This window comes from Streptomyces cucumeris (genome assembly GCF_024295805.1).
GTDB lineage: Bacteria > Actinomycetota > Actinomycetes > Streptomycetales > Streptomycetaceae > Streptomyces > Streptomyces cucumeris.
On sequence record NZ_JANCLX010000008.1, the window covers coordinates 177188 to 196957 of the forward strand.

The following is a 19770-nucleotide window of genomic DNA, read 5'->3' on the forward strand; positions in this document are numbered from 1 at the left end:
TACTTCGGTCGGCGGGAGGTCCGCTGCGGCGCGTCACCGCACGGCCGCCCGACGGTAGGCCCAGGTCGCGGCGGCGAGCGACACCACGGCCACCCCGGCACACACCCCGAGGTCGGCACCGACGGCCAGCCAGTCGGGCTGGGCGTCGAAGGACCGCGCCAGGGCCTCCACACCGTACGTCGACGGCAGCAGATCCCGCGCGTACGACACCACTTCCGGCATCCGCTCGGCAGGCAGCACTCCCAGCAGCAGCGCCGCCGACATGCCCAACTGCCCGCAGAGGGTGGCCAGTTCCTGGCGCGGGGCGAGCAGTCCCAGGGCCGCGCCGAGTCCGGCGAGCGCCGCGCCGGAGAGCGGGATCACCGCGGCGAGGATCCACAGGTGCGCCATCGGGAGCTGGAAGAGCACACTGCCCACCACGGCGGTGACGGCCGTCCCCGGCACGGTGAACGAGGCGTACGCGGCGGCCGCGCCGAGCACCACCGCGGAGGGCGGCACCGGCAGGGTGGCGTAGTGGTCGAGTCCGCCGCTCGCCCGTAGCTGCCCGAAGTACTGGGCCAGCAGGTTGAGCGCCACGAACGCCACGACCAGCACACTGGACCCGGCGACCACCGAGCGGGCCTCCGCTCCGCCGTCCACCACCCCGCGCATCAGGACCATGATCCCGACGGACTGGAAGGTCGCCACGAACAGCAGCGGGATCCGGGCCACCCGGGCCCGGCTGAGCTGGGCCCGGTAGACCGCGACGAGGGCGGGGAACAGCCGCGCGCCGGCCGCCAGCGGGGCGGGCACGTCGGCGCCACCGGCCTCACCGGCCGGCGCGGCGGCCTTCGCCGGGGCGCTTCCCCCGGTGATGCCGGACGGCCTGGCCTGCGCGGGCACGACACTCACGTTGTGCTGCTCCTCTTCACCGATGACGGCTTCGGTCGCCTCACGGACTTCACTACGGACGGGGTCGCGGTTGCGTTCACGCCTTCACCAGTCCCTGCGTCCCCTCCGCACGGCCGCCCAGCGCGAGGTACACATCCTCCAGGCTGGGGGTGGCGAGAGTGAAATCGTCCAGCGCAGCGAAGGCGGGACCGCCGGTCACGGTGGCGATGGCGGCGCGCGCCGCGTCCGGGGCGAGCCGCAGCGTCCAGCGGCGCCCGGAGACCGCGTCGGCGGACTCCCGCAGCGCGGCGATCCCGGGGGCGTCCAGCGGTGGATCGGCGCGCCAGACCAGCTCCACCCGCACCTCGTCGGCGACCATCGCCTTCAGCCCGGCGGGGGTGTCGCAGGCGATCACCCGGCCGCGGTCCATCACCGCGACCCGGTCGAGCACGGTCTCGGCCTCGATGACGTTGTGGGTGACGAGCAGCACCGTCACACCGCGCTCGGCGCGCCGGCGGTCCACGGCGGCCCACACCGCCCGCCGGGCGACCGGGTCCATCCCGGTGGTGGGCTCGTCCAGCACCAGCAGCGGACGCTCCCCCACCAGGGCGGCGGCGACACACGCCAGCCGCCGCTGACCGCCGGAGAGCTTCTTCAGGGCACGTCCGGACAGCTCGCCGAGGCCCAGCTCCTCCATCACCGCGTCCCGCTCGGCGCGGGCCGCGCGGGCGTCGAGGCCGCGCAGCCGTGCCGTGGTCTCGGTGGCCAGGGCGACGGTCAGCTCGTCCAGCGCGGTGGAGTCCTGGCCCAGATAGCCCAGCAGCCGGGCGGCGCGCTCGGGGTGGCGGACCAGATCGTGGCCGAGCACCCGGACGGTGCCCTCGTCGGGCCGCAGGAGTCCGGTGAGCTGGCGGACCAGGGTGGACTTCCCGGCGCCGTTGGGTCCCAGCAGCCCGAAGACCTCACCGCGCGCCACGTCCAGGTCGATACCGTCGCTGGCACGCACCGCCGGGGTGGCGGGGGTGCCGCGGCGTGCGCGCGCGGCGGGATAGGTCTTGACCAGGCCGCGCACGGTGCACACCACATCGCCACTCGTCGCCTGTTTCGCGCCCGTCCTCACGAGCTATGAGGGTACGCGCCCAAACACCCGCTCCCGCCCTCGGGTCCCCTCACCGGGCGCCGCCGCGCACCGCACGTTCAGAGGATGAGGGTGACGGAGGGCGGTGAGGCGGTGTCCGTCCCGCCGGGGGTGGTGACGAGGACCTGGTACGTGCCCAGCGAGAGGGAAGGGACCACGGCCAGGATCTGGGTCGCGGAGATGTTACTGAAAAGGGTGGAGACCGAGGTGATCCCGTTGGTGAAGACCACCGAGGTGGTGCCGGCCAGACAGGTGCCGGTGATGGTCACGTTCCGCCCCAGCACCTGGAGCGCCGGGGTGGCGGAGACCGCGTTGGGGACGGCGTAGTAGGTGTACTGGCCGTCGTCCGACGGCGCGCTGGTGCCGCCCAGCGAGGCGACGGTGATGTCCACGGTGTCGGTGCAGCCGGTGATGGGGGCCGTGTGGGCGGGGGCGGTGACCGTCATGGCGGTGTCCGTCGGGGGCGGGAAGGTGCCGGTGGCGGCGCCCACGGAGCCGAAGGTGACTCCCGTCGCGGTCAGGAAGCCCTCGCCGAACAGCGTGACGCTGACCGCTCCGGCCGGTCCCGCGCTGCGGCTGAGCCCGGTGACGACCGGCTGGGGCACGAGGAAGAACGGCAGCGCGTTGCTGGTGGCGTTGTTCGCCGAGGTCACGCTGACCGCGTGCTGCCCGGTGCACAGGGCCGGGACGACGGCGGTGACCGTACCGGGGGCCACGCTGGTCGGGGTGACCGTGGCGCGGCCGATGTTCACCCGGGTGGTGCCGCCGAGACCGGACCCGGTGAGGGTGAGGGTGTCCCCGGCCTTGCCGCGGTTGCTGCCGGTGGCCGCGTCGACCAGTGAGGTGAGAGTCGCCGCCATGACCGTCCTCCGTCGGGTGCCCGCCCGGCCACCGCGCCGGGCCGCCCGGTGAGGCCGATTGAACCAATCGGGTGAACGCGGCGGCAGGCGTGTGCGACGGCACACGGGAGGGGACGGCCGCCCCGGGCGCGGGCCGGTTTCCCGCGCCGCCTAATCGGGCGCCGGTGCGTGCTCGGCGGCCGTCCGGACGTCGATCTCGCGCCAGAACCCGGCTCGGATCGCGTAGCGGTCGTGCTCGTCGATCTGGTCGTCCTTGTGGGCGAGCAGACCGAAGCGGGCGGCATACCGCAGCAGTTCGCCGTCGATGCGGTGCGGGATGCGCGGGTACTCGGTGGACAGTTGCGGGAGGTGGCCGGGCTCGGAGAGCCGCTCGATCCAGCGGCGGGCGAAGACCTGGCCGACCTCGAAGGGGTCACCGGAGACGGTGGTGATGTCCTCCTCGCGGTCGGCCCAGCGCTGCTCGGCGCTGGTGAGCTGGGCCAGCATCGGGAGGTTGGCGGTCTCCGGCGGCTCGCCCACCCCGGTGCCCGGGCCCCGGTCGACCCAGCCCCGGTCGGAGGACCAGCGCAGGGTGGCGCTGGGGACGGGGTGCTGGGCCGCGGGACCGGCGTGGGCCCGGCCGAGGCCCGCGAGGTCCTTGGGGGTGGGCACGCCCTTGGCCGTGCCCGTGGTCCCGTCGGCGGCCGTACCGGAGCCGGTGGCGGCCGCCGCGCTCCCGGCGCCGTCCGTCGCGCCACGGGTGACCACGCCCGCGCCGGGGCGGGCGGTGCCGTTGCGCCGGGAGGGGGCGTCGGCGCCGGATCCGGCCGCCGCGGCGGCTGCGGCGGCGGCCGCCGTCTCGGGCAGCGGGGCGGACAGGATGGCGGCGATCTCCGGACGCGGCGCGGAGGTGGGGGCGCAGGTGCCGGGGGGCTCCTTGGCGCGGACCGCCCCGGTGATCCAGGCGCGGTCCAGCACCCGGCGCTCATCGGCCTCGGCGACCAGGTCCTCGGACTGGTTGTAGTCGCCGTCCGCGGCCTGGACGGCCCACAGGTGGACGGCGACCCCGTGCTCCTTGGCCGACATCAGTCCGGGCAGCAGATCGCCGTCCCCGGTGACCAGCACGATGTCGGAGCAGGCGCGATTGCGGGCGAGTTCGGTGAGTTCGGCGTGCATGGCGGCGTCCACGCCCTTCTGCGCCCAGCGCCCGTCGCTGCGGGTCAGGGCACCGAGCCGGACGGTCACCCGGGGCATCACCCGCAGCCGGCGGTGCTCGGGCTGGGGTACGCGGTCGGGGGCGCCGTCGAACCAGTAGATACGCAGCAGGGGGCGCTCGGTCTCGGCCTCGGCGCGCTCCCGCAACCTCTGGATGAGGGTCGCGTGGTCGACGGAGATACGGGACCGGGCGGGTTCCCCGGCCAGCAGGCTCGCGGCGGCGCCCAGCAGATAGCCGGCGTCCACCAGGACGACGCAGCGGTCCACGTTCCACCCTCTTTCAGACGGTCCAGTCCTCGGTGTCGCCCCCGTACACAGCCGTGCCCCGGAAATTCAGTTGCGCTTTCTTTCGAGTCTGCCCGACCGCGCGGGGGTTATCAGTCCGAACTGGATCACCGGCGTGGCGGATACGGCCTACCCGCGAAGACCCCCCTTCTCACTCACGGTAATTGCCCGAAATGCACGGGTCCCTGAGGCATGTCACTGTTCTTCCCGGAGGGCTTCCTCTCCGGAGGGCCCTTCACCGGGGGGCTGATTCCAACTGGAGGCACACCACCATGGGCAAGAACAAGAACCGCGATCGCAAGCAGCCGCAGGCGCGCCAGGACCGCCCCGTGGACCGCCCCGCCGAGCAGACGCAGACGTCCTCGCAGGAGGGGCAGGCGATGCGACCGGAGGGCGCCCCGGCGGCGGGCCGCAAGGACCGGCAGAAGAGTTTCGGCCACAACTGACGACCGCCTGAGAGCGGTTGAGGGGCGCGCCCGGACGGGCGCGCCCCTCATAAGGCGACCCGGCCGGGCTCAGCCGGCCCGTCAGGTCCCCCCCAGCAGCACCTTGAGATCGCCGAACAGGGCCGGGTCGGCGGTGACCCGGTGCCGGTCGAGCCTCAGCACCGTGGTCTTGCGGGCCCCTTGGAGCTTGATCCGCACCTCGGTGGCACCGCGGTGGTGGCTGAGCACCTCGCCCAGCTTCTCCACCAGCGGCGGGGTGACCTTGACCGTGGGGATGGTGATCGTCACCGGGGCGTTGGCCGACGCCTCGGACAGATCGGGGACCATCAGCTCCATCGCGACCAGCCGGGGCACGTCCTCGCGCTTGTCGAGACGGCCCTTGACGAAGACCACCGCGTCCTCGACCAGCTGGGTGGAGACGAGCTGGTAGGTGGCCGGGAAGAACATGCACTCGATGGAACCGGCCAGGTCCTCGACGGTGGCGATGGCCCAGGCATTGCCCTGTTTGGTCATCTTGCGCTGGAGGCCGGAGATGATGCCGCCGATGGTGACGATCGCGCCGTCGCTGTGCTCACCGCCGGTGAGCTGGGCGATGGCGGCATCCGCCTTCTCGTTCAAGACGTGCTCGATACCGAAGAGCGGATGGTCGGAGACATAGAGGCCGAGCATCTCCCGCTCCTGGGCGAGCAGATAGGTCTTCTCCCATTCGACGTCGGAGAACTCGATGTCCAGACCGAAGCCCGGGCCGTCGCCACCGCTGTCGTCGCCCATCCCGCCGAAGAGGTCGAACTGTCCCTCGGCCTCCTTGCGCTTCACCGCCACCACGTTGTCGATCATCGTCTCGTAGTGGGCGGTGAGCCCCTTGCGGGTGTGGCCCATCTCGTCGAAGGCGCCCGCCTTGATCAGCGATTCGGTGGTGCGCTTGTTGCAGACGACCGCCTCGACCTTGTCCAGGTAGTCGGGGAAGGAGCTGTACTTCCCCTTGGACTTACGGCTGCGGATGATCGCTTCCACCACGTTCTGGCCGACGTTCCGCACGGCGGTGAGACCGAAGAGGATCACGTCATCGCCCTGCGCGGTGAAGTTGGCCTCCGACTCGTTCACATTCGGGGTGAGGACCTTGATGCCCATGCGGCGGCACTCGTTGAGGTAGACCGCCGACTTGTCCTTGTCGTCGCGCACCGAGGTGAGCAGCGCCGCCATGTACTCGGCCGGGTAGTTGGCCTTGAGGTAGGCGGTCCAGTAGGTGACCAGGCCGTACGCGGAGGAGTGCGCCTTGTTGAACGCGTATCCGGCGAACGGGACCAGCACATCCCACACCGCCTGGATGGCCTCGTCCGAGTACCCCTTGTCGCGGGCGCCCTTCTGGAAGTTGACGAACTCCTTCTCCAGCACCTCGGGCTTCTTCTTGCCCATCGCCCGGCGCAGCAGGTCGGCCTGGCCCAGCGAATAGCCCGCGAGCACCTGGGCGGCCTTCTGCACCTGCTCCTGGTAGACGATGAGGCCGTAGGTGATCCCGAGGACCTCCTTGAGCGGCTCCTCCAGCTCGGGGTGGATCGGGGTGATCTCCTGCTGGCCGTTCTTCCGCAGCGCGTAGTTGATATGCGAGTTCATGCCCATCGGACCCGGCCGGTACAGGGCCGAGACGGCGGAAATGTCCTCGAAGTTGTCGGGCTTCATCATGCGCAGCAGGGAGCGCATGGGGCCGCCGTCGAACTGGAAGACGCCGAGGGTGTCACCGCGGCAGAGCAGTTCGAAGGTCTTGGGGTCGTCCAGGGTCAGATCGAGCATCGTGAGGTCGACACCCTTGTTGGCCCGCACCATCTTCACGGCGTCATCCATGATGGTGAGGTTCCGCAGACCGAGGAAGTCCATCTTCAGCAGGCCGAGCGACTCACAGGTGGGGTAGTCCCACTGGGTGACGACCTGGCCGTCGTTCTTCGGCGAGAAGACCGGGACATGGTCGGTGACCGTCTCGCTCGACATGATCACGCCCGCGGCGTGCACGCCCATCTGGCGCACCAGGCCCTCGATACCGCGCGCGGTGTCGATGACCTTCTTCACATCCGGCTCGTTCTCGTACATCCCGCGCACTTCGCCCGCCTCGCTGTAGCGGGGGTGCTTCTCGTCGGTGATACCGGACAGCGGGATGCCCTTGCCGAGCACATCGGCGGGCATGGCCTTGGTGATGCGGTCGCCCATCGCGTACGGATAGCCGAGCACCCGGGCCGAGTCCTTGATCGCGTTCTTGGCCTTGATGGTGCCGTAGGTGCCGATCTGGGCGACCTTGTCGGCGCCGTACTTCTCGGTGACGTACCGGATGACCTCACCGCGCCTGCGCTCGTCGAAGTCGATGTCGACATCGGGCATGGAGACGCGCTCGGGATTGAGGAACCGCTCGAAGATCAGCCCGTGCTCGATGGGGTCGAGGTCGGTGATGCCCATCGCGTACGAGACGATCGATCCGGCCGCGGAGCCACGGCCGGGGCCGACCGCGATGCCGTTGTTCTTCGCCCACATGATGAAATCGGCGACCACGAGGAAGTACCCCGGGAACCCCATCTGGATGATGACGTCCATCTCGTACTCGACGAGCTTCTGGCGGTCCTCGGGGATGCCGCCGGGGAAGCGGCGGGCCATCCCCTTGCGGACCTCCTCCTGGAACCAGGTGACCTCGGTGAACCCCTCGGGGACGTCGAACCGCGGCATCAGGTCGCGCTTGTCGAACCAGCCGGTGGCATCGACCTGCTCGGCCACCAGCAGCGTGTTCCGGCAGCCCTCCTGCCAGGCGTCCGAGGAGTCGATGGCGTACATCTCGTCGGTGGACTTCAGGTAATAGCCGGTGCCGTCGAAGCGGAAGCGGTCGGGGTCGGAGAGGTTCTTGCCGGTCTGGACGCACAGCAGCGCGTCATGGGCCACGGACTCGCGGGAGTAGGTGTAGTGCGAGTCATTGGTGACCAGCGGGGGGATGCCCAGCTTCTTGCCGACCTCCAGCAGCCCGTCCCGGACCCGGCGCTCGATCTCGATGCCGTGGTCCATCAGCTCCAGGAAATAGCGGTCCTTGCCGAAGATGTCCTGGTACTCGGCGGCGGCCTTCACGGCCTCGTCGAACTGGCCGAGCCGCAGCCGGGTCTGGAGCTCGCCCGAGGGGCAGCCGGTGGAGGCGATCAGCCCCTCCGACCACTGGGCGATGGTCTCCTTGTCCATCCGGGGCCATTTGACGAAATAGCCCTCCATATAGGCGTCGGAGGAGAGCCGGAAGAGATTGTGCAGACCGGTCTTGTTCGCCGCCCAGATGGTCTTGTGGGTGTAACCACCGGAACCGGAGACATCATCGCGCTTCTGGTGCGGCTGGCCCCACTGCACCCTCCGCTTGTAGCGGCGGGACTCCGGCGCCACATACGCCTCGATGCCGATGATCGGCGTGACCCCGGCACCCGTCGCCTGCTGGTAGAAGTCGTACGCCCCGTGCAGGTTGCCGTGGTCGGTCATGGCGATATGGGTCATGCCCATCTCGTTGCACGCGTTGAACATGTCCTTGAGCCGCGCGGCACCGTCCAGCAGCGAGTACTGGGTGTGGACGTGCAGGTGCGTGAAGGGCGGCTTGGTCACGGTGGCAGACCTCCGGGAGCGGTCGACGGCGGCAGGGCGGGGCCAGCTCCGAAGGTTACCCCTCCGCACTGACAGCGGACGGGCACTCGCGAGTAGCCTCAGGCGTTGGTCCGGACGGGCCGTCCCCTCCGCCGGGCGAATGCGCGCACGCCGGGGCGGGACGGAAACTACCCTGTCGGTTCCTGTTCGGTTCCATCCACCCCGGCCAGATCTCTCATGCCCCAGGAGGCGTTCCGCATGTCGACCCAGCAGAGCCTGGCGGAACAGCGCGGCGAGCACATCCTCGCCGTCTTCGACACCGCCTTCGGCGAGCTGCTCGCCGCCGACCCGGCCGCCTTCCGCGTCAAGTTCCGCAAGATGGCCGCCTCGGCGTTCGCCTTCTACCGCGGTACGGCGTGTCTGTTCTACGCGGACGCGGAGCGGGAGCGCGCGGGCGGCCCCTATCTGGACGAGCGCACCAGCCGGGTCTGGATCCACGGTGATCTCCACGCGGAGAACTTCGGCACCTACATGGACGCCAACGGGCGGCTGATCTTCAATGTGAACGACTTCGACGAGGCGTATGTCGGCCCCTTCACCTGGGACCTCAAGCGCTTCGCCGCCTCGGTCGCGCTGATCGGCTACACCAAGGCGCTCAGCGACGAGATGATCGCCGACCTGGTGCGCACCTACGCCGCCGCGTACCGCGAGCGCATCCACGCCCTGGCCACCGGCGCCAAGGACGACGAGGTGCCGCCGTTCACCCTGGAGACCGCCGAGGGCCCGCTGCTGGACGCGCTGCGCGACGCGCGCTCGCTGACCCGCTTCGGACTGCTGGACTCGATGACCGAGATCCGCGACTTCGAGCGCCGGTTCGCCGGGGGCGGCGGCTCCATCGAGCTGGACGCCGCCACCCGTTACAAGGTCCTGGCCGCCTTCGACGGCTATCTGGAGACACTGCCGGAGGCCAGCCTCACCCGCCCCGACTCCTACCGCGTCAAGGACGTGGTGGGCCGCCGGGGCATCGGCATCGGCAGCGCCGGGCTCCCCTCGTACAACATCCTCCTCGAGGGCAACAGCGACGCCCTGGAGAACGATGTGGTGATCTACATGAAGCAGGGGCAGACCCCGGCGGTCTCCCGGCACATCACCGATGAGCAGGTGCGCTCGTACTTCCAGCACGAGGGCCACCGCACGGTCATCTCCCAGCGCGCCCTCCAGGCCCACGCCGACCCGTGGCTGGGCTGGACCGAGCTGGACGGCGCCGGGCAGCTCGTCGCCGAGATCTCGCCGTACGCGGTGGACCTCGACTGGTCGGACATCGACGACCCGGCCGAGATCGCGGCGGTCGTCGCCGATCTGGGACGGGCCACGGCGACCATGCACGCGGCCGCCGACGACCAGAGCGGCCACTCGCTGGTGCCGTTCTCCACCGAGCGCGCCATCGACGCGGTGATCGCCGCCGACGAGGACGGCTTCGCGGAGCTGCTGGTGGACTTCGCGCACTCCTACGGGGCGCGGGCGCGGGCCGATCACCAGATCTTCGTGGACCTCTTCCGCAACGGCCGTATCCCCGGGCTCTGATCGACGGGCCGCGGACGCCGCCCGGCCGCCGCCGGACCCGGGCGACCGGGCTCCGGCGGCGGCCGTGTTCCCGGGCCGCGGGCGGCCGTTGGCCCCACCCGCGGCCCCACTCCCCCGGGTCCGCCCTCTATCGTTACGGCCATGTGGCCTGGACAGCACGGACAGCAGCCGCCGGGGGGCGAGCCGAACCCGCAGCACAACGGCCGGCACCAGTCGTTCCCACAGCCCGGGACGACTCCGCCGGGATCGCCCCCGCCACCCCCCGGGCCGCCGCCCGCCCAGCCCCCGGGCTTTCCGCCCGGCCCTGCCGCGCCGCCACCGGGTGGCGGGGACGGCGGCTGGGGCACTCCCCCGCCACCACGTGACCGGCAGCGCCGGGCCGCGCTGACCGCGATCATCGGGGTGTCGGCCGCCGCCGCGGTACTGGCCGCCGTGCTGGTGATCACCGACGACGAGCAGCACGGCGGCTCCCAGGGCAACCAGGACCAGGCGCAGCCCTCCCTGCCCGTCCCGGGCGGCGGCGCGCCGTCGGGCGACGCCGCGGGCGGCTCCGGCAGCGGCTCCGGCTCCGGGTCGGGGGGTGAGGACCCCGGCAGCGGCAGCGGCACCGGCGGCCCGGGGGGCGGCTCCGGGTCCGGCCCTCTGGTCGCCCCCGCACACACCTCCGGTCCGCGCGGCACCACCGTGCTCATCGGCGAGGAGGGCGCGAAGCACACCCTCGACCTCTACGAGGACCTGCGCTGCCCGCCCTGCGCCCAGTTCGAGCAGAAGGCCGGACCCACCGTCCGCAAGGACGTGGAGGACGGCAAGTACCGGGCGTCGTTCCACTTCGCCACCTTCCTGGACCGGAACCTGAAGGGCAGCGGCTCCCGGAACGCACTCAGCGCACTCGGCGCCGCACTGAACGTGAGCACCGACGCCTTCTGGGACTACAAGGCCGCGCTGCTGTCCGCGGAGCACCACCCCGAGGAGTCCACGGACTCCTTCGCCCAGGACAGCTTCCTGCTGGACGTGGCCAAGGACGTGCCCGCCCTCGACGACAGCGCCGCCTTCCGCACCGCCGTCCGCAAGGGCACCTACGACCGCTGGGCCAAGGAGGTGTCCGCGGTCTTCGACCGCTCCGGGGTGAACGGCGCCCCCGCCCTGAAGCTCGACGGCACCGCGCTCACCGGGAGCGGCGGAAACCCGCCGATGACCGCGGCGGAGTTCACCAGGGCGGTGAACGACCAGCTCAGGGACTGACCGGGACCCCGTCCCGGCTCTTGATGTCACTCCTACGGCCGACCGTGGCAAAATTTGAGGTCATGGACGGCACCGGACGGCAGCTGAGGACCGTGCGCGCGGCGCTCTTCACAGCGCTGTGCGTCACGCTGTCGTCGGCGTCCCATGTGCTGCTGTCACAGACCCCGCTGCCGCTGACCACGATCGCCGTGCTGTCGGCCGCCGTCTTCGCCGTCGCCTACGCCCTCGCCGGGCGCGAGCGCGGCTTCTGGGGCATCGCGGCCCTGCTGGTCCCGCTGGAGCTGGCCGCCGACACCGTCTTCACCACCGGCCAGGACACCTGTTACGGACCGTCCGGCGGCCCGGTGGCGGGCTCCCTGCGCTCCATGGGCGTCACGGTGCTCTGCGGCGGCGGTGACGTCGGCACCCCGCTGGCCCGGGTGACCCACGCGAGCGGCGGTACCGCGCTGACGGACACGGTCAGCTCCGCCACGCCCTGGCTGCTGCTGGCCGCCCACATCGCGGTGGGGCTGGTCGCCGCGGCCTGGCTGCGCCGCGGCGAGGCCGCCGTCGGGCGGCTGCTGGGTGCGCTGGCCGGGTTCGCCTTCCGGCCGCTGCTGCTGGCCGCCGCGGCGGCCGGCGCGGCCCTGCGCCCCCGCCGGCCCGCCGCACGCACGGTGCGCCCGGTCCGTCCGGCACCCGCGCTCCCCCTGCTGGTGCACTCCGTCGTGCGCCGTGGACCGCCCCGCTCTGCCCTGGTCTGAGCACGGCTCCGGGCACATACCGCCGATACCGCTCATCGAGCGCCGGCGGCCCGTACGGCCCTGAGCACCGCGATCCCTACACCCGTACGCAGTACTGACGCTTTCACGACGGAGATCGATCACATATGAGCAACCGCAATAGCCACCAGAACAAGCAGGCCGCGCGCGAGCGGCTGCGCGCCGAGCGCGAGCGCCAGGCGAAGCGGGACCGGGCACGCCGCCAGCTCTTCGTCGGCGGCGCGGTCCTGGCGGTCCTGGCGATAGCCGGCGGCATAGGTTACGCCGTCACCAACCTGGGCGGTGACGACGAGAACCCCAGCAAGAAGTGGAAGGTCGCGGCCGAGAAGACCAAGCTGGTCACGCCCGCCAACTCCTCCGGCCCCGACGGCACCACCGTCATCGTCGGCAAGAAGAGCGCCAAGAACACCCTGCATGTCTACGAGGACATGCGGTGCCCGGTCTGCTCCCAGTTCGAGCAGTTCACCGGCAAGACCGTCGAGAAGGGCATCAAGGACGGCACCTACAAGGCCCAGTTCACGATGGCCGCCTTCCTGGACGACGCCCAGCAGATCCGCGGCAGCGGCTCCAAGAACGCCCTGAGCGCGCTGGGCGCGGCGCTGAACGTCAGCCCGGACGCGTTCCTGGAGTACAAGTCCGCCCTCTTCTCGGCGAAGAACCACCCCGAGGAGACCGACGACGCCTTCGCCGAGGACAAGAAGCTGCTCGACGTGGCCCAGCAGGTCACGGCGCTCAAGGGCAACAAGGAGTTCGAGCAGGCCGTCAAGAAGGGCACCTATGACCACTGGGCGGTCAAGATGTCCAAGACCTATGACACGGCGGCGAAGCGGGACGGGCTCTCCGGCACCCCGGCCTTCCAGATGAACGGCAAGAACCTGGAGGTCAACGACAACCCGCCGATGACCCCGGACCAGTTCACCCCGCTCGTCCAGAAGTACCTGAAGAAGTAGCGGCGGCCCACGGGGCCTTCGCGGGGCCGGTGCGCGCCGGATTCGGCTTGCGCACCGGCCCCGTGGTGTCTTCGCGCGGTATCTAGGGATACGTGTAGGCGAACTTCTCCCTGGGGCCTGTCCCCTGGGATTACTTCCCAGTAATCTCGTCCGCCGTGACCCCCCATGACAACCACCACATATCGCGCCGCAGCGCCGTCACGGCCGTAGCGGCGACCGCGGCCCTGCTGCCCCTCGCCGCCGGCCTCCCGGCCCACGCCGCGAACGGCCCGGCCTTCGTACACGGCATCGCCTCGGGTGACCCGCTGCCCGACGGCGTCCTGCTGTGGACCCGGATCACCCCCACACCGGAGGCGGTGCCCGGTTCGGGGCGCGGCCCGGCCATCGACGTCCGCTGGGAGGTGGCCTCCGACCGGAACTTCGGCTCGGTCGTCGCCCGCGGCACCGTGCGCGCCTCCGCCGCCACCGACCACACCGTCAAGGCCGACGTCCGCGGACTCAAGCCCGCCACCGACTACTTCTACCGGTTCAGCGCCGACGGCGGTGCCACCTCCCCGGTGGGCCGCACCCGCACCACCCCCGCCCAGCACGCCTCCACCGACGGCGTCCGCTTCGGCGTGGTCTCCTGCGCCAACTGGGAGTCGGGCTACTTCGCCCCGTACCGTCATCTGGCGGGCCGCACCGACCTGGACGCCATCCTCCACCTCGGCGACTACATCTACGAGTACAAGAGCGGCGAGTACCCGGAGGCGAAGTACGTCGTCCGGCCGCACAAGCCCGCCCACGAGATCGTCACCCTCGCCGACTACCGGATCCGGCACGCCACCTACAAGACCGACACCGACGTCCAGGCGATGCACGCGGCACTGCCGATGATCGCCATCTGGGACGACCATGAGTTCGCCGACAACGCCTGGTCGGGCGGGGCGGAGAACCACACCCCGGGCAGCGAGGGCGCCTGGGCGGCCCGGATGTCCGCCGCCAAGCAGGCGTACTTCGAGTGGATGCCGGTGCGCCCCTCCACCGGGGGCACCACCTACCGGCGGCTGCGCTACGGCACCCTGGCCGACCTCCATCTGCTGGATCTGCGTTCCTACCGCAACCAGCAGGTCTCCACCGGCAGCGGTGACGCGGACGACCCGAACCGCACCCTGACCGGACGCGCCCAGCTCGACTGGCTGAAGTCCGGGCTGTCCGGTTCCGACACCACCTGGCGGCTGGTGGGCAACTCGGTGATGATCTCCCCGGTGGCCTTCGGCGCCATCCCGGCCGATCTGCTGGGCCCGCTCGCCGAACTGCTCGGACTGCCCAAGGGCGGGCTGGCCGTCAACACCGACCAGTGGGACGGCTACACGGACGACCGGCGCGAGCTGCTGGCCCATCTGACCGACAACTCCATCGACAACACCGTCTTCCTGACCGGTGACATCCACATGGCGTGGGCCACCGACGTCCCGGTGAAGGCGGCCACCTATCCGCTGTCCCGGTCCGCCGCCACCGAGTTCGTGGTCACCTCGGTGACCTCGGACAACATCGACGACATCCTCCATGTGCCGGCGCACACGCTGTCCCTGGTGGCGGCCGCCGCCATCAAGGCCGCCAACCGCCATGTGAAGTGGGTGGACATGGACTCGCACGGCTTCGGGGTGCTCGACATCACCGCCGAGCGGGCCCAGATGGACTACTACACGGTCTCCGACAAGGCCGACCGCAACGCCACCTCCGCCTGGGACCGGTCCTACCGCACCCTCTCCGGCACCCAGAAGGTCGAGCGCGTCGACAAGCCGGTGGGCTGAACCCGCCCCTCCGGCGCCGGGGTCCGCCCGGTCAGAGCTGGTCGAGGAAGCCGAGGGCCACCCGCCAGGTGGCCCCGGCCGCCTCCTCGTCGTAGTCCGGGAGTTCGGGGTCGGTGTACAGATGACCGGCCCCGGCGTACCGGTAGACCTCCACATCGGCCCCGGCCCGCCGCATCCGCAGGTACCACGCGTTGAGCCAGTCGTGCGGCTCGAACGGGTCGGGGTCGGCGACGTGCAACTGCACCGGCAGTTCATCGACGGCCGCGTCATCGGCCAGGTCCGAGGTGCCGTGCAGCAGGAGCAGCCCGCGCGCCTTCTCATCGCCCAGGGCCAGGTTCTGCGCGATCGAGGCACCGAGCGAGAAGCCCGCGTAGACCAGTCCGCGGTCGGAGTGCGGGGCCACGGCGGTGATGGCCCGCTTCAGCAGCTCCTCCTGGCCGATCTCGTCCTGGAGGTCCCGGCCCTCCTCGACGCTGCTCACCGTCCGCCCCTGGTACAGGTCGGGCACGATCACCTCATGACCGGCCGAACGCAGCCGGTCGGCCGCCGTGTGCACCGCGGGGCGCAGCCCGTACACGGAGTGGAACAGAACGACCGTCGACGCTTCCGCCACCGCTTCACTTCTCCTTTTTTCGTGGTTCGCGCTCGTCCCATCGTGCCAGTTACGTTCCGGACGAGGTGGATCCGGGAAGACGGGACACTCGGGACTCCCGAAGGAAGGATGAGGTAAGTGTCCATGGAGGACGTACTCCGTCCGCTCGTCGTCATCGGCGGCTCGCTGGCCATCACCCTGTGCGTCGGCTGGGCCGTCGACTGGCTGCTGCGCAGGGCCGACACACGGCACCCGGAGACTCCGCTGTGGGGTCTGCTGCGCCGTTGCCGGCTGCCCCTGCAGGTGACCGTGTGCACGGCGCTGCTCAGCGGTTCATACGACAAGACACAGACGAAGATCGTCAAAGAACACGGCCCGGCCATCGGCCAGCTCCTGGCGCTCGTGCTGATCGCGGCCACCGCCTGGCTGGTGGTGCGGGTCGCGTCGGCCGTGGTGGAGTCCAGTTACTCGCGCTACGCCGCCAGCGCCCATGACGCGGCCCGGGTGCGCCGGGTGCGCACCCAGGTGACGCTGATCCAGCGGGTGGTGACCGCGGTCGTCGGGGTGGTGGCGGTCTCCGCGATGCTGCTGACCTTCCCGGCGATGCGCGCGTTCGGCACCTCGATGCTGGCCTCCGCCGGGCTCGTCGGCATAGTCGCCGGTATCGCGGCCCAGTCGACACTGGGCAACCTCTTCGCCGGGTTCCAGATCGCCTTCGGCGACATGGTGCGCATCGGCGACACGGTGGTGGTCGACGGCGAGTGGGGCACGGTCGAGGAGATCACGCTGACGTTCCTGTCCGTACGAACCTGGGACGAGCGCCGGATCACCATGCCGGTGTCGTACTTCACCTCGAAGCCGTTCGAGAACTGGTCGCGCGGCGGGACCCAGAAGACCGCCACCGTCCTGTTCCACCTGGACCACGGCGCGCCCGTCGAGGAGATGCGCGACCGGCTGCGGGAGATCGTGCAGAGCTCCACCGCCTGGGACGGCCGGGACTGGAACCTGCTGGTCACGGACACCACCCCGAGCACCATCGTGGTGCGGGCGCTGGTCACCGCCCGGGACCCGGACGACGCCTGGACGGTCCGCTGCGAGGTGCGCGAGCAGATGATCGCGTTCCTGCGGGACGCCCATCCGTACGCCCTGCCGAAGATCGCCACCGCTCCGGCGCCGGCCACGGCGCCCGCACCGCAGCCCCGGCGCCGCTCCGAGCGGGAGGACCCCTTCACCCGCTTCGACGACCGGCTGAGCAAGGACGGCTCGGGCCACGGGCGCGGCTGAGGGACCGCCCCGGCCGCGGCTGAGGGACCGCCCCTACAGCGCCCGCCGCATCGCGCGGTGCGGGATGCCGCTGCCCTCGTCGAACTCCGGACCGGACGCCGTGTAGCCCAGCCGCTCGTAGAAGCCGAGCGCATGGGTCTGGGCCTCCAGGTAGACCGCGGTGAGCCCGCGGCGGAGGGCTTCGGCCTCGACGGCCCGCACCAGCGCGGCGCCGAGCCCGGTGCCACGGGCCGCCGCCGTCACGGCCAGCCGGCCGAGGGCGGCGGTGGTGGCACCCTCCACCCCGGCCCGGCCGTACTTCTTGTCGGCGGCCGCGCCGTGCAGGAAGCGGACGGTGCCGACCGGGCGCCCGGCGGCGCCGGTGGCCAGCAGGTGCACGGCCGCCGCGTCGTACGCGTCCATCTCCTCGGCTTCGGGGATCCGCTGCTCACCGACGAAGACCTCGCGGCGGACCGTGAAGCAGTCCGTGAGGTCGCCGTCGGTGATGACGCGGATGACGTGGGCGGTCACGCGCTCTCCGCCCGCACGATGTCCAGCGCGCGCTGGAGGTCGTCGGGGTAGGCGCTCTCGAACTCGGCCCAGCCGCCGTCGGCGGGGTGCTCGAAGCCCAGCCGGACCGCGTGCAGCCACTGCCGGGTGAGCTTCAGCCGCTTGGCGAGCGTGGGGTCCGCGCCGTAGGTGAGGTCGCCGACGCAGGGGTGGCGGTGGGCGGACATATGCACCCGGATCTGATGGGTGCGGCCGGTCTCCAGCTTGATGTCCAGCAGACTGGCGGCGCGGAACGCCTCGATCAGGTCGTAGTGGGTGACGCTGGGCTTGCCGTCGCTGGTCACCGCCCACTTGTAGTCGTGCTGGGGGTGACGGCCGATGGGCGCGTCGATGGTGCCGCTCAGCGGGTCCGGGTGGCCCTGCACCAGCGCGTGGTAGCGCTTGTCCACGGTGCGCTCCCGGAACTGCTGCTTGAGCAGGGTGTACGCGCGCTCGGACTTGGCCACGACCATCAGCCCGGAGGTGCCCACGTCCAGCCGGTGGACGATGCCCTGCCGCTCGGCGGCGCCGGAGGTGGCGATCCGGAACCCGGCGGCGGCCAGTCCGCCGATCACGGTGGGACCGGACCAGCCGGGGCTGGGATGGGCGGCGACACCGACCGGCTTGACGATCACCACGATGTCGTCGTCGTCGTGGACGATCTCCATGCCCTCGACGGGCTCGGCGACGATCTGCACCGGCGCCGCGGCCTGCGGCATCTCGACCTCGAGCCAGGCACCGCCGGAGACCCGGTCGGATTTGCCCGCCACGCTGCCGTCGACCTGCACCTTCCCGGCAGCGGCCAGTTCGGCCGCCTTGGTCCGCGAGAAGCCGAACATCCGGGCGATCGCGGCATCGACGCGCTCGCCCTCCAGGCCATCGGGTACGGGCAGGGTGCGGATCTCGGGAATCGTACTCACCCGTCGAGTATGACGGACCGGACGGACCGGTTCGTACGGCAGTCGCACACTGCCCGGTCGCACAGCGCCGACCGCGGAACCGGGCACGACGGCCCGGTTCAGTCCTTGTGGACCGTGCCGTCCGGGTCCAGCCCGCGGAAGGACAGGATCACGATCAGGAAGCCGCCGCACACGATGGCCGAGTCGGCGAGGTTGAAGACCGCGAAGTGGGCCGGGGCGATGAAGTCCACCACCGCGCCCTGGAGGTGCCCCGGCGCCCGGAAGATCCGGTCGGTGAGATTGCCGAAGGCCCCGCCGAGCAGCATGCCCAGCGCGATCGCCCACGGCAGGCTGTAGAGCTTGCGGGCCAGCCGCGCGATCACCAGGATCACCGCGGCCGCGATCACCGTGAAGACGATGGTCATCGCCTCGCCGAAGCCGAAGGCCGCGCCCCGGTTCCGGATCACCTCGAGCTGGAGCAGGGTGCCGAGCACCTCGACCGGCGCATGGTGCTCCAGCTTGGCGACCACCACCAGCTTGCTCGCCAGATCGAGCAGATACGCGAAGGCGGCGACGGCGACGAGCACCCCGATCCGCCGCTTTCCCCGGTCCGGGGTACCGGTCGTGTCGGCGCTGGTCCCGGCGCCCTCCTCGGCCTTCCCCGCGTCTGGCGTACCGATGGCCTGCTCCGCCTCTGTCACCTGAGTCCCTCAACCTCGTCCGGGCCAGTCTCCCCCTGGCTGAGGACGAGGGTACGGCACCCGCGCACGGGAGGTCAGCGGCGCTCCTGGCGCTGTTTGCACTCCACGCACAGGGTGGCCCGCGGAAACGCCTGCATCCGGGCCTTTCCGATGGGATTGCCGCAGATCTCGCAGAGGCCGTAGGTCCCGGCGTCCAGCCGCTCCAGCGCGCGCTCGGTCTGGAGCAGCATCTCGCGGGCGTTCCCGGTGAGAGCCATCTCGTGCTCACGGGTGATGTTCTTGGTGCCGGTGTCGGCCTGGTCGTCACCGGCACCGTCACCGGAGTCACGCATCAGCCCGGTGATCGCCTCCTCCGAGGCGAGGATCTCGGTGCGCAGCCGTCCGGCCTCGGTCAGCAGCTCGGTGCGCGCCTCGGCCACCTCCGCCGCCGACCAGGGCTCCTCACCGGGACGTACCGCGAGCTCACTGGGGTCGACCGGAGCGCCCGCGGCGCGTGCCTTGGGCACGGGGGGCGCGGTCGCCGTGGCCTTCTTCGCGCTCGGCGCACCACCGGGGGTCTTCTTCGCAACCACTTTCCTGGCTCCCGTCTTCTTCGCGGGCACCGCCTTCTTGGCCGGTGCGGCCTTCTTGGCTGTGGTCTTCTTCGGTGCGCTCTTCTTGGCCGCCTTCGCGGTCGCCGCGGTCGTGGACTCCGCCGCCGCCGCGGTCTTCTTCGCGGCCTTCCTGCCCGGTGCGCTCTTCTTGGCGGGCGCGGCCCCGGTCGCCTTCGCCTCGCCCTCCTGCTCCTGCGCGGCGGTCTTCCTAGCCACCATGGCCGCGACCCCTTCACATATTGTGATCTTGCTCGCGAATCGTTCCGGAACGATAAATCGACTCCGGGCACGCGGCAACGGGGCACGCCGCCCGATTCGCCCGGCTTGCCCGTACGACAACCCGGTCTCCACCGTTGTGCCCCACTCCGCGCCCGGCGAATCCGGCCGCGGACCGGTACCGGAGTGACCCCGCCGCTCCCCCGGACTCCGGCACCCGGCGTATCGGCATTCGGGTCA

General features: G+C 71.2%; 17 protein-coding genes. 7 read left to right on the top strand and 10 right to left on the bottom strand.

The features are described from left to right. Positions 1-33: 33 nt before the first annotated feature. The 4 genes from NMK44_RS14965 to NMK44_RS14980 all read right to left on the bottom strand — a co-directional run bounded on the left by NMK44_RS14965 (position 34) and on the right by NMK44_RS14980 (position 4329). Positions 34-891: an ABC transporter permease gene (locus NMK44_RS14965; protein WP_374215273.1), complete on the bottom strand. Its 858-nt coding sequence runs from the start codon at positions 889-891 to the stop codon at positions 34-36. Positions 892-967: 76 nt separating this feature from the next. After that, positions 968-1990 carry an ABC transporter ATP-binding protein gene (locus NMK44_RS14970; RefSeq protein ID WP_254743039.1) on the bottom strand — a complete coding sequence of 341 codons (1023 nt, stop codon included), beginning with the start codon at positions 1988-1990 and terminating at the stop codon, positions 968-970. A 77-nt stretch (positions 1991-2067) separates the two neighbouring features. Beyond that, the gene (locus NMK44_RS14975) at positions 2068-2868 is read right to left on the bottom strand and encodes an IPT/TIG domain-containing protein (RefSeq protein ID WP_254743042.1); all 801 of its coding nucleotides are present in this window, start codon (positions 2866-2868) and stop codon (positions 2068-2070) included. 150 nt (positions 2869-3018) lie between these two features. Further along, on the bottom strand, positions 3019-4329 hold the full coding sequence (locus NMK44_RS14980; RefSeq protein WP_254743045.1) for an NYN domain-containing protein: 1311 nt from the start codon (positions 4327-4329) through the stop codon (positions 3019-3021). A 290-nt stretch (positions 4330-4619) separates the two neighbouring features. Between NMK44_RS14980 and NMK44_RS14985 the strand changes: the two genes are divergently transcribed. Then, positions 4620-4793, top strand: coding sequence for a hypothetical protein (locus tag NMK44_RS14985; RefSeq protein WP_254743048.1), 174 nt, complete (start codon positions 4620-4622; stop codon positions 4791-4793). Between the two features lie 81 nt (positions 4794-4874). Here NMK44_RS14985 and dnaE read toward each other — a convergent pair whose 3' ends face one another. Next, complete coding sequence (gene dnaE / locus NMK44_RS14990) at positions 4875-8405, bottom strand: DNA polymerase III subunit alpha (protein WP_254743051.1); 3531 nt, start codon at positions 8403-8405, stop codon at positions 4875-4877. Between the two features lie 237 nt (positions 8406-8642). On the opposite strand from dnaE, the gene NMK44_RS14995 reads away from it, so the two are divergent. From NMK44_RS14995 to NMK44_RS15015, 5 genes are all read left to right on the top strand, one after another. Next, positions 8643-9968 carry a DUF2252 domain-containing protein gene (locus NMK44_RS14995; protein WP_254743053.1) on the top strand — a complete coding sequence of 442 codons (1326 nt, stop codon included), beginning with the start codon at positions 8643-8645 and terminating at the stop codon, positions 9966-9968. A 141-nt stretch (positions 9969-10109) separates the two neighbouring features. Next, entirely contained in the window at positions 10110-11210 is a 1101-nt protein-coding gene (locus tag NMK44_RS42050; protein ID WP_302888215.1) for a thioredoxin domain-containing protein, read from the top strand. A 62-nt stretch (positions 11211-11272) separates the two neighbouring features. Further along, positions 11273-11953, top strand: coding sequence for a hypothetical protein (locus NMK44_RS15005; RefSeq protein WP_254743059.1), 681 nt, complete (start codon positions 11273-11275; stop codon positions 11951-11953). A 125-nt stretch (positions 11954-12078) separates the two neighbouring features. Next, positions 12079-12921: a thioredoxin domain-containing protein gene (locus NMK44_RS15010; protein WP_254743062.1), complete on the top strand. Its 843-nt coding sequence runs from the start codon at positions 12079-12081 to the stop codon at positions 12919-12921. 155 nt (positions 12922-13076) lie between these two features. Beyond that, positions 13077-14717: an alkaline phosphatase D family protein gene (locus NMK44_RS15015; protein WP_254743064.1), complete on the top strand. Its 1641-nt coding sequence runs from the start codon at positions 13077-13079 to the stop codon at positions 14715-14717. A gap of 31 nt (positions 14718-14748) precedes the next feature. Here the strand turns inward: NMK44_RS15015 and NMK44_RS15020 are convergent, their stop codons facing one another. Beyond that, entirely contained in the window at positions 14749-15330 is a 582-nt protein-coding gene (locus NMK44_RS15020; RefSeq protein ID WP_254743067.1) for a dienelactone hydrolase family protein, read from the bottom strand. Positions 15331-15453: 123 nt separating this feature from the next. On the opposite strand from NMK44_RS15020, the gene NMK44_RS15025 reads away from it, so the two are divergent. Beyond that, positions 15454-16593 carry a mechanosensitive ion channel family protein gene (locus NMK44_RS15025; protein WP_254743069.1) on the top strand — a complete coding sequence of 380 codons (1140 nt, stop codon included), beginning with the start codon at positions 15454-15456 and terminating at the stop codon, positions 16591-16593. Between the two features lie 33 nt (positions 16594-16626). On the opposite strand, the gene NMK44_RS15030 is transcribed toward NMK44_RS15025, so the two are convergent. The 4 genes from NMK44_RS15030 to NMK44_RS15045 all read right to left on the bottom strand — a co-directional run bounded on the left by NMK44_RS15030 (position 16627) and on the right by NMK44_RS15045 (position 19533). Further along, positions 16627-17103, bottom strand: coding sequence for a GNAT family N-acetyltransferase (locus NMK44_RS15030; protein WP_254743072.1), 477 nt, complete (start codon positions 17101-17103; stop codon positions 16627-16629). Beyond that, on the bottom strand, positions 17100-18041 hold the full coding sequence (locus NMK44_RS15035; protein WP_254743076.1) for an RluA family pseudouridine synthase: 942 nt from the start codon (positions 18039-18041) through the stop codon (positions 17100-17102). Before NMK44_RS15035 ends, NMK44_RS15030 begins: the two co-directional genes overlap by 4 nt. A gap of 98 nt (positions 18042-18139) precedes the next feature. After that, positions 18140-18721, bottom strand: coding sequence for a signal peptidase II (locus tag NMK44_RS15040; RefSeq protein WP_254743079.1), 582 nt, complete (start codon positions 18719-18721; stop codon positions 18140-18142). 74 nt (positions 18722-18795) lie between these two features. Further along, complete coding sequence (locus NMK44_RS15045; RefSeq protein WP_254743082.1) at positions 18796-19533, bottom strand: TraR/DksA family transcriptional regulator; 738 nt, start codon at positions 19531-19533, stop codon at positions 18796-18798. Positions 19534-19770 lie beyond the last annotated feature (237 nt).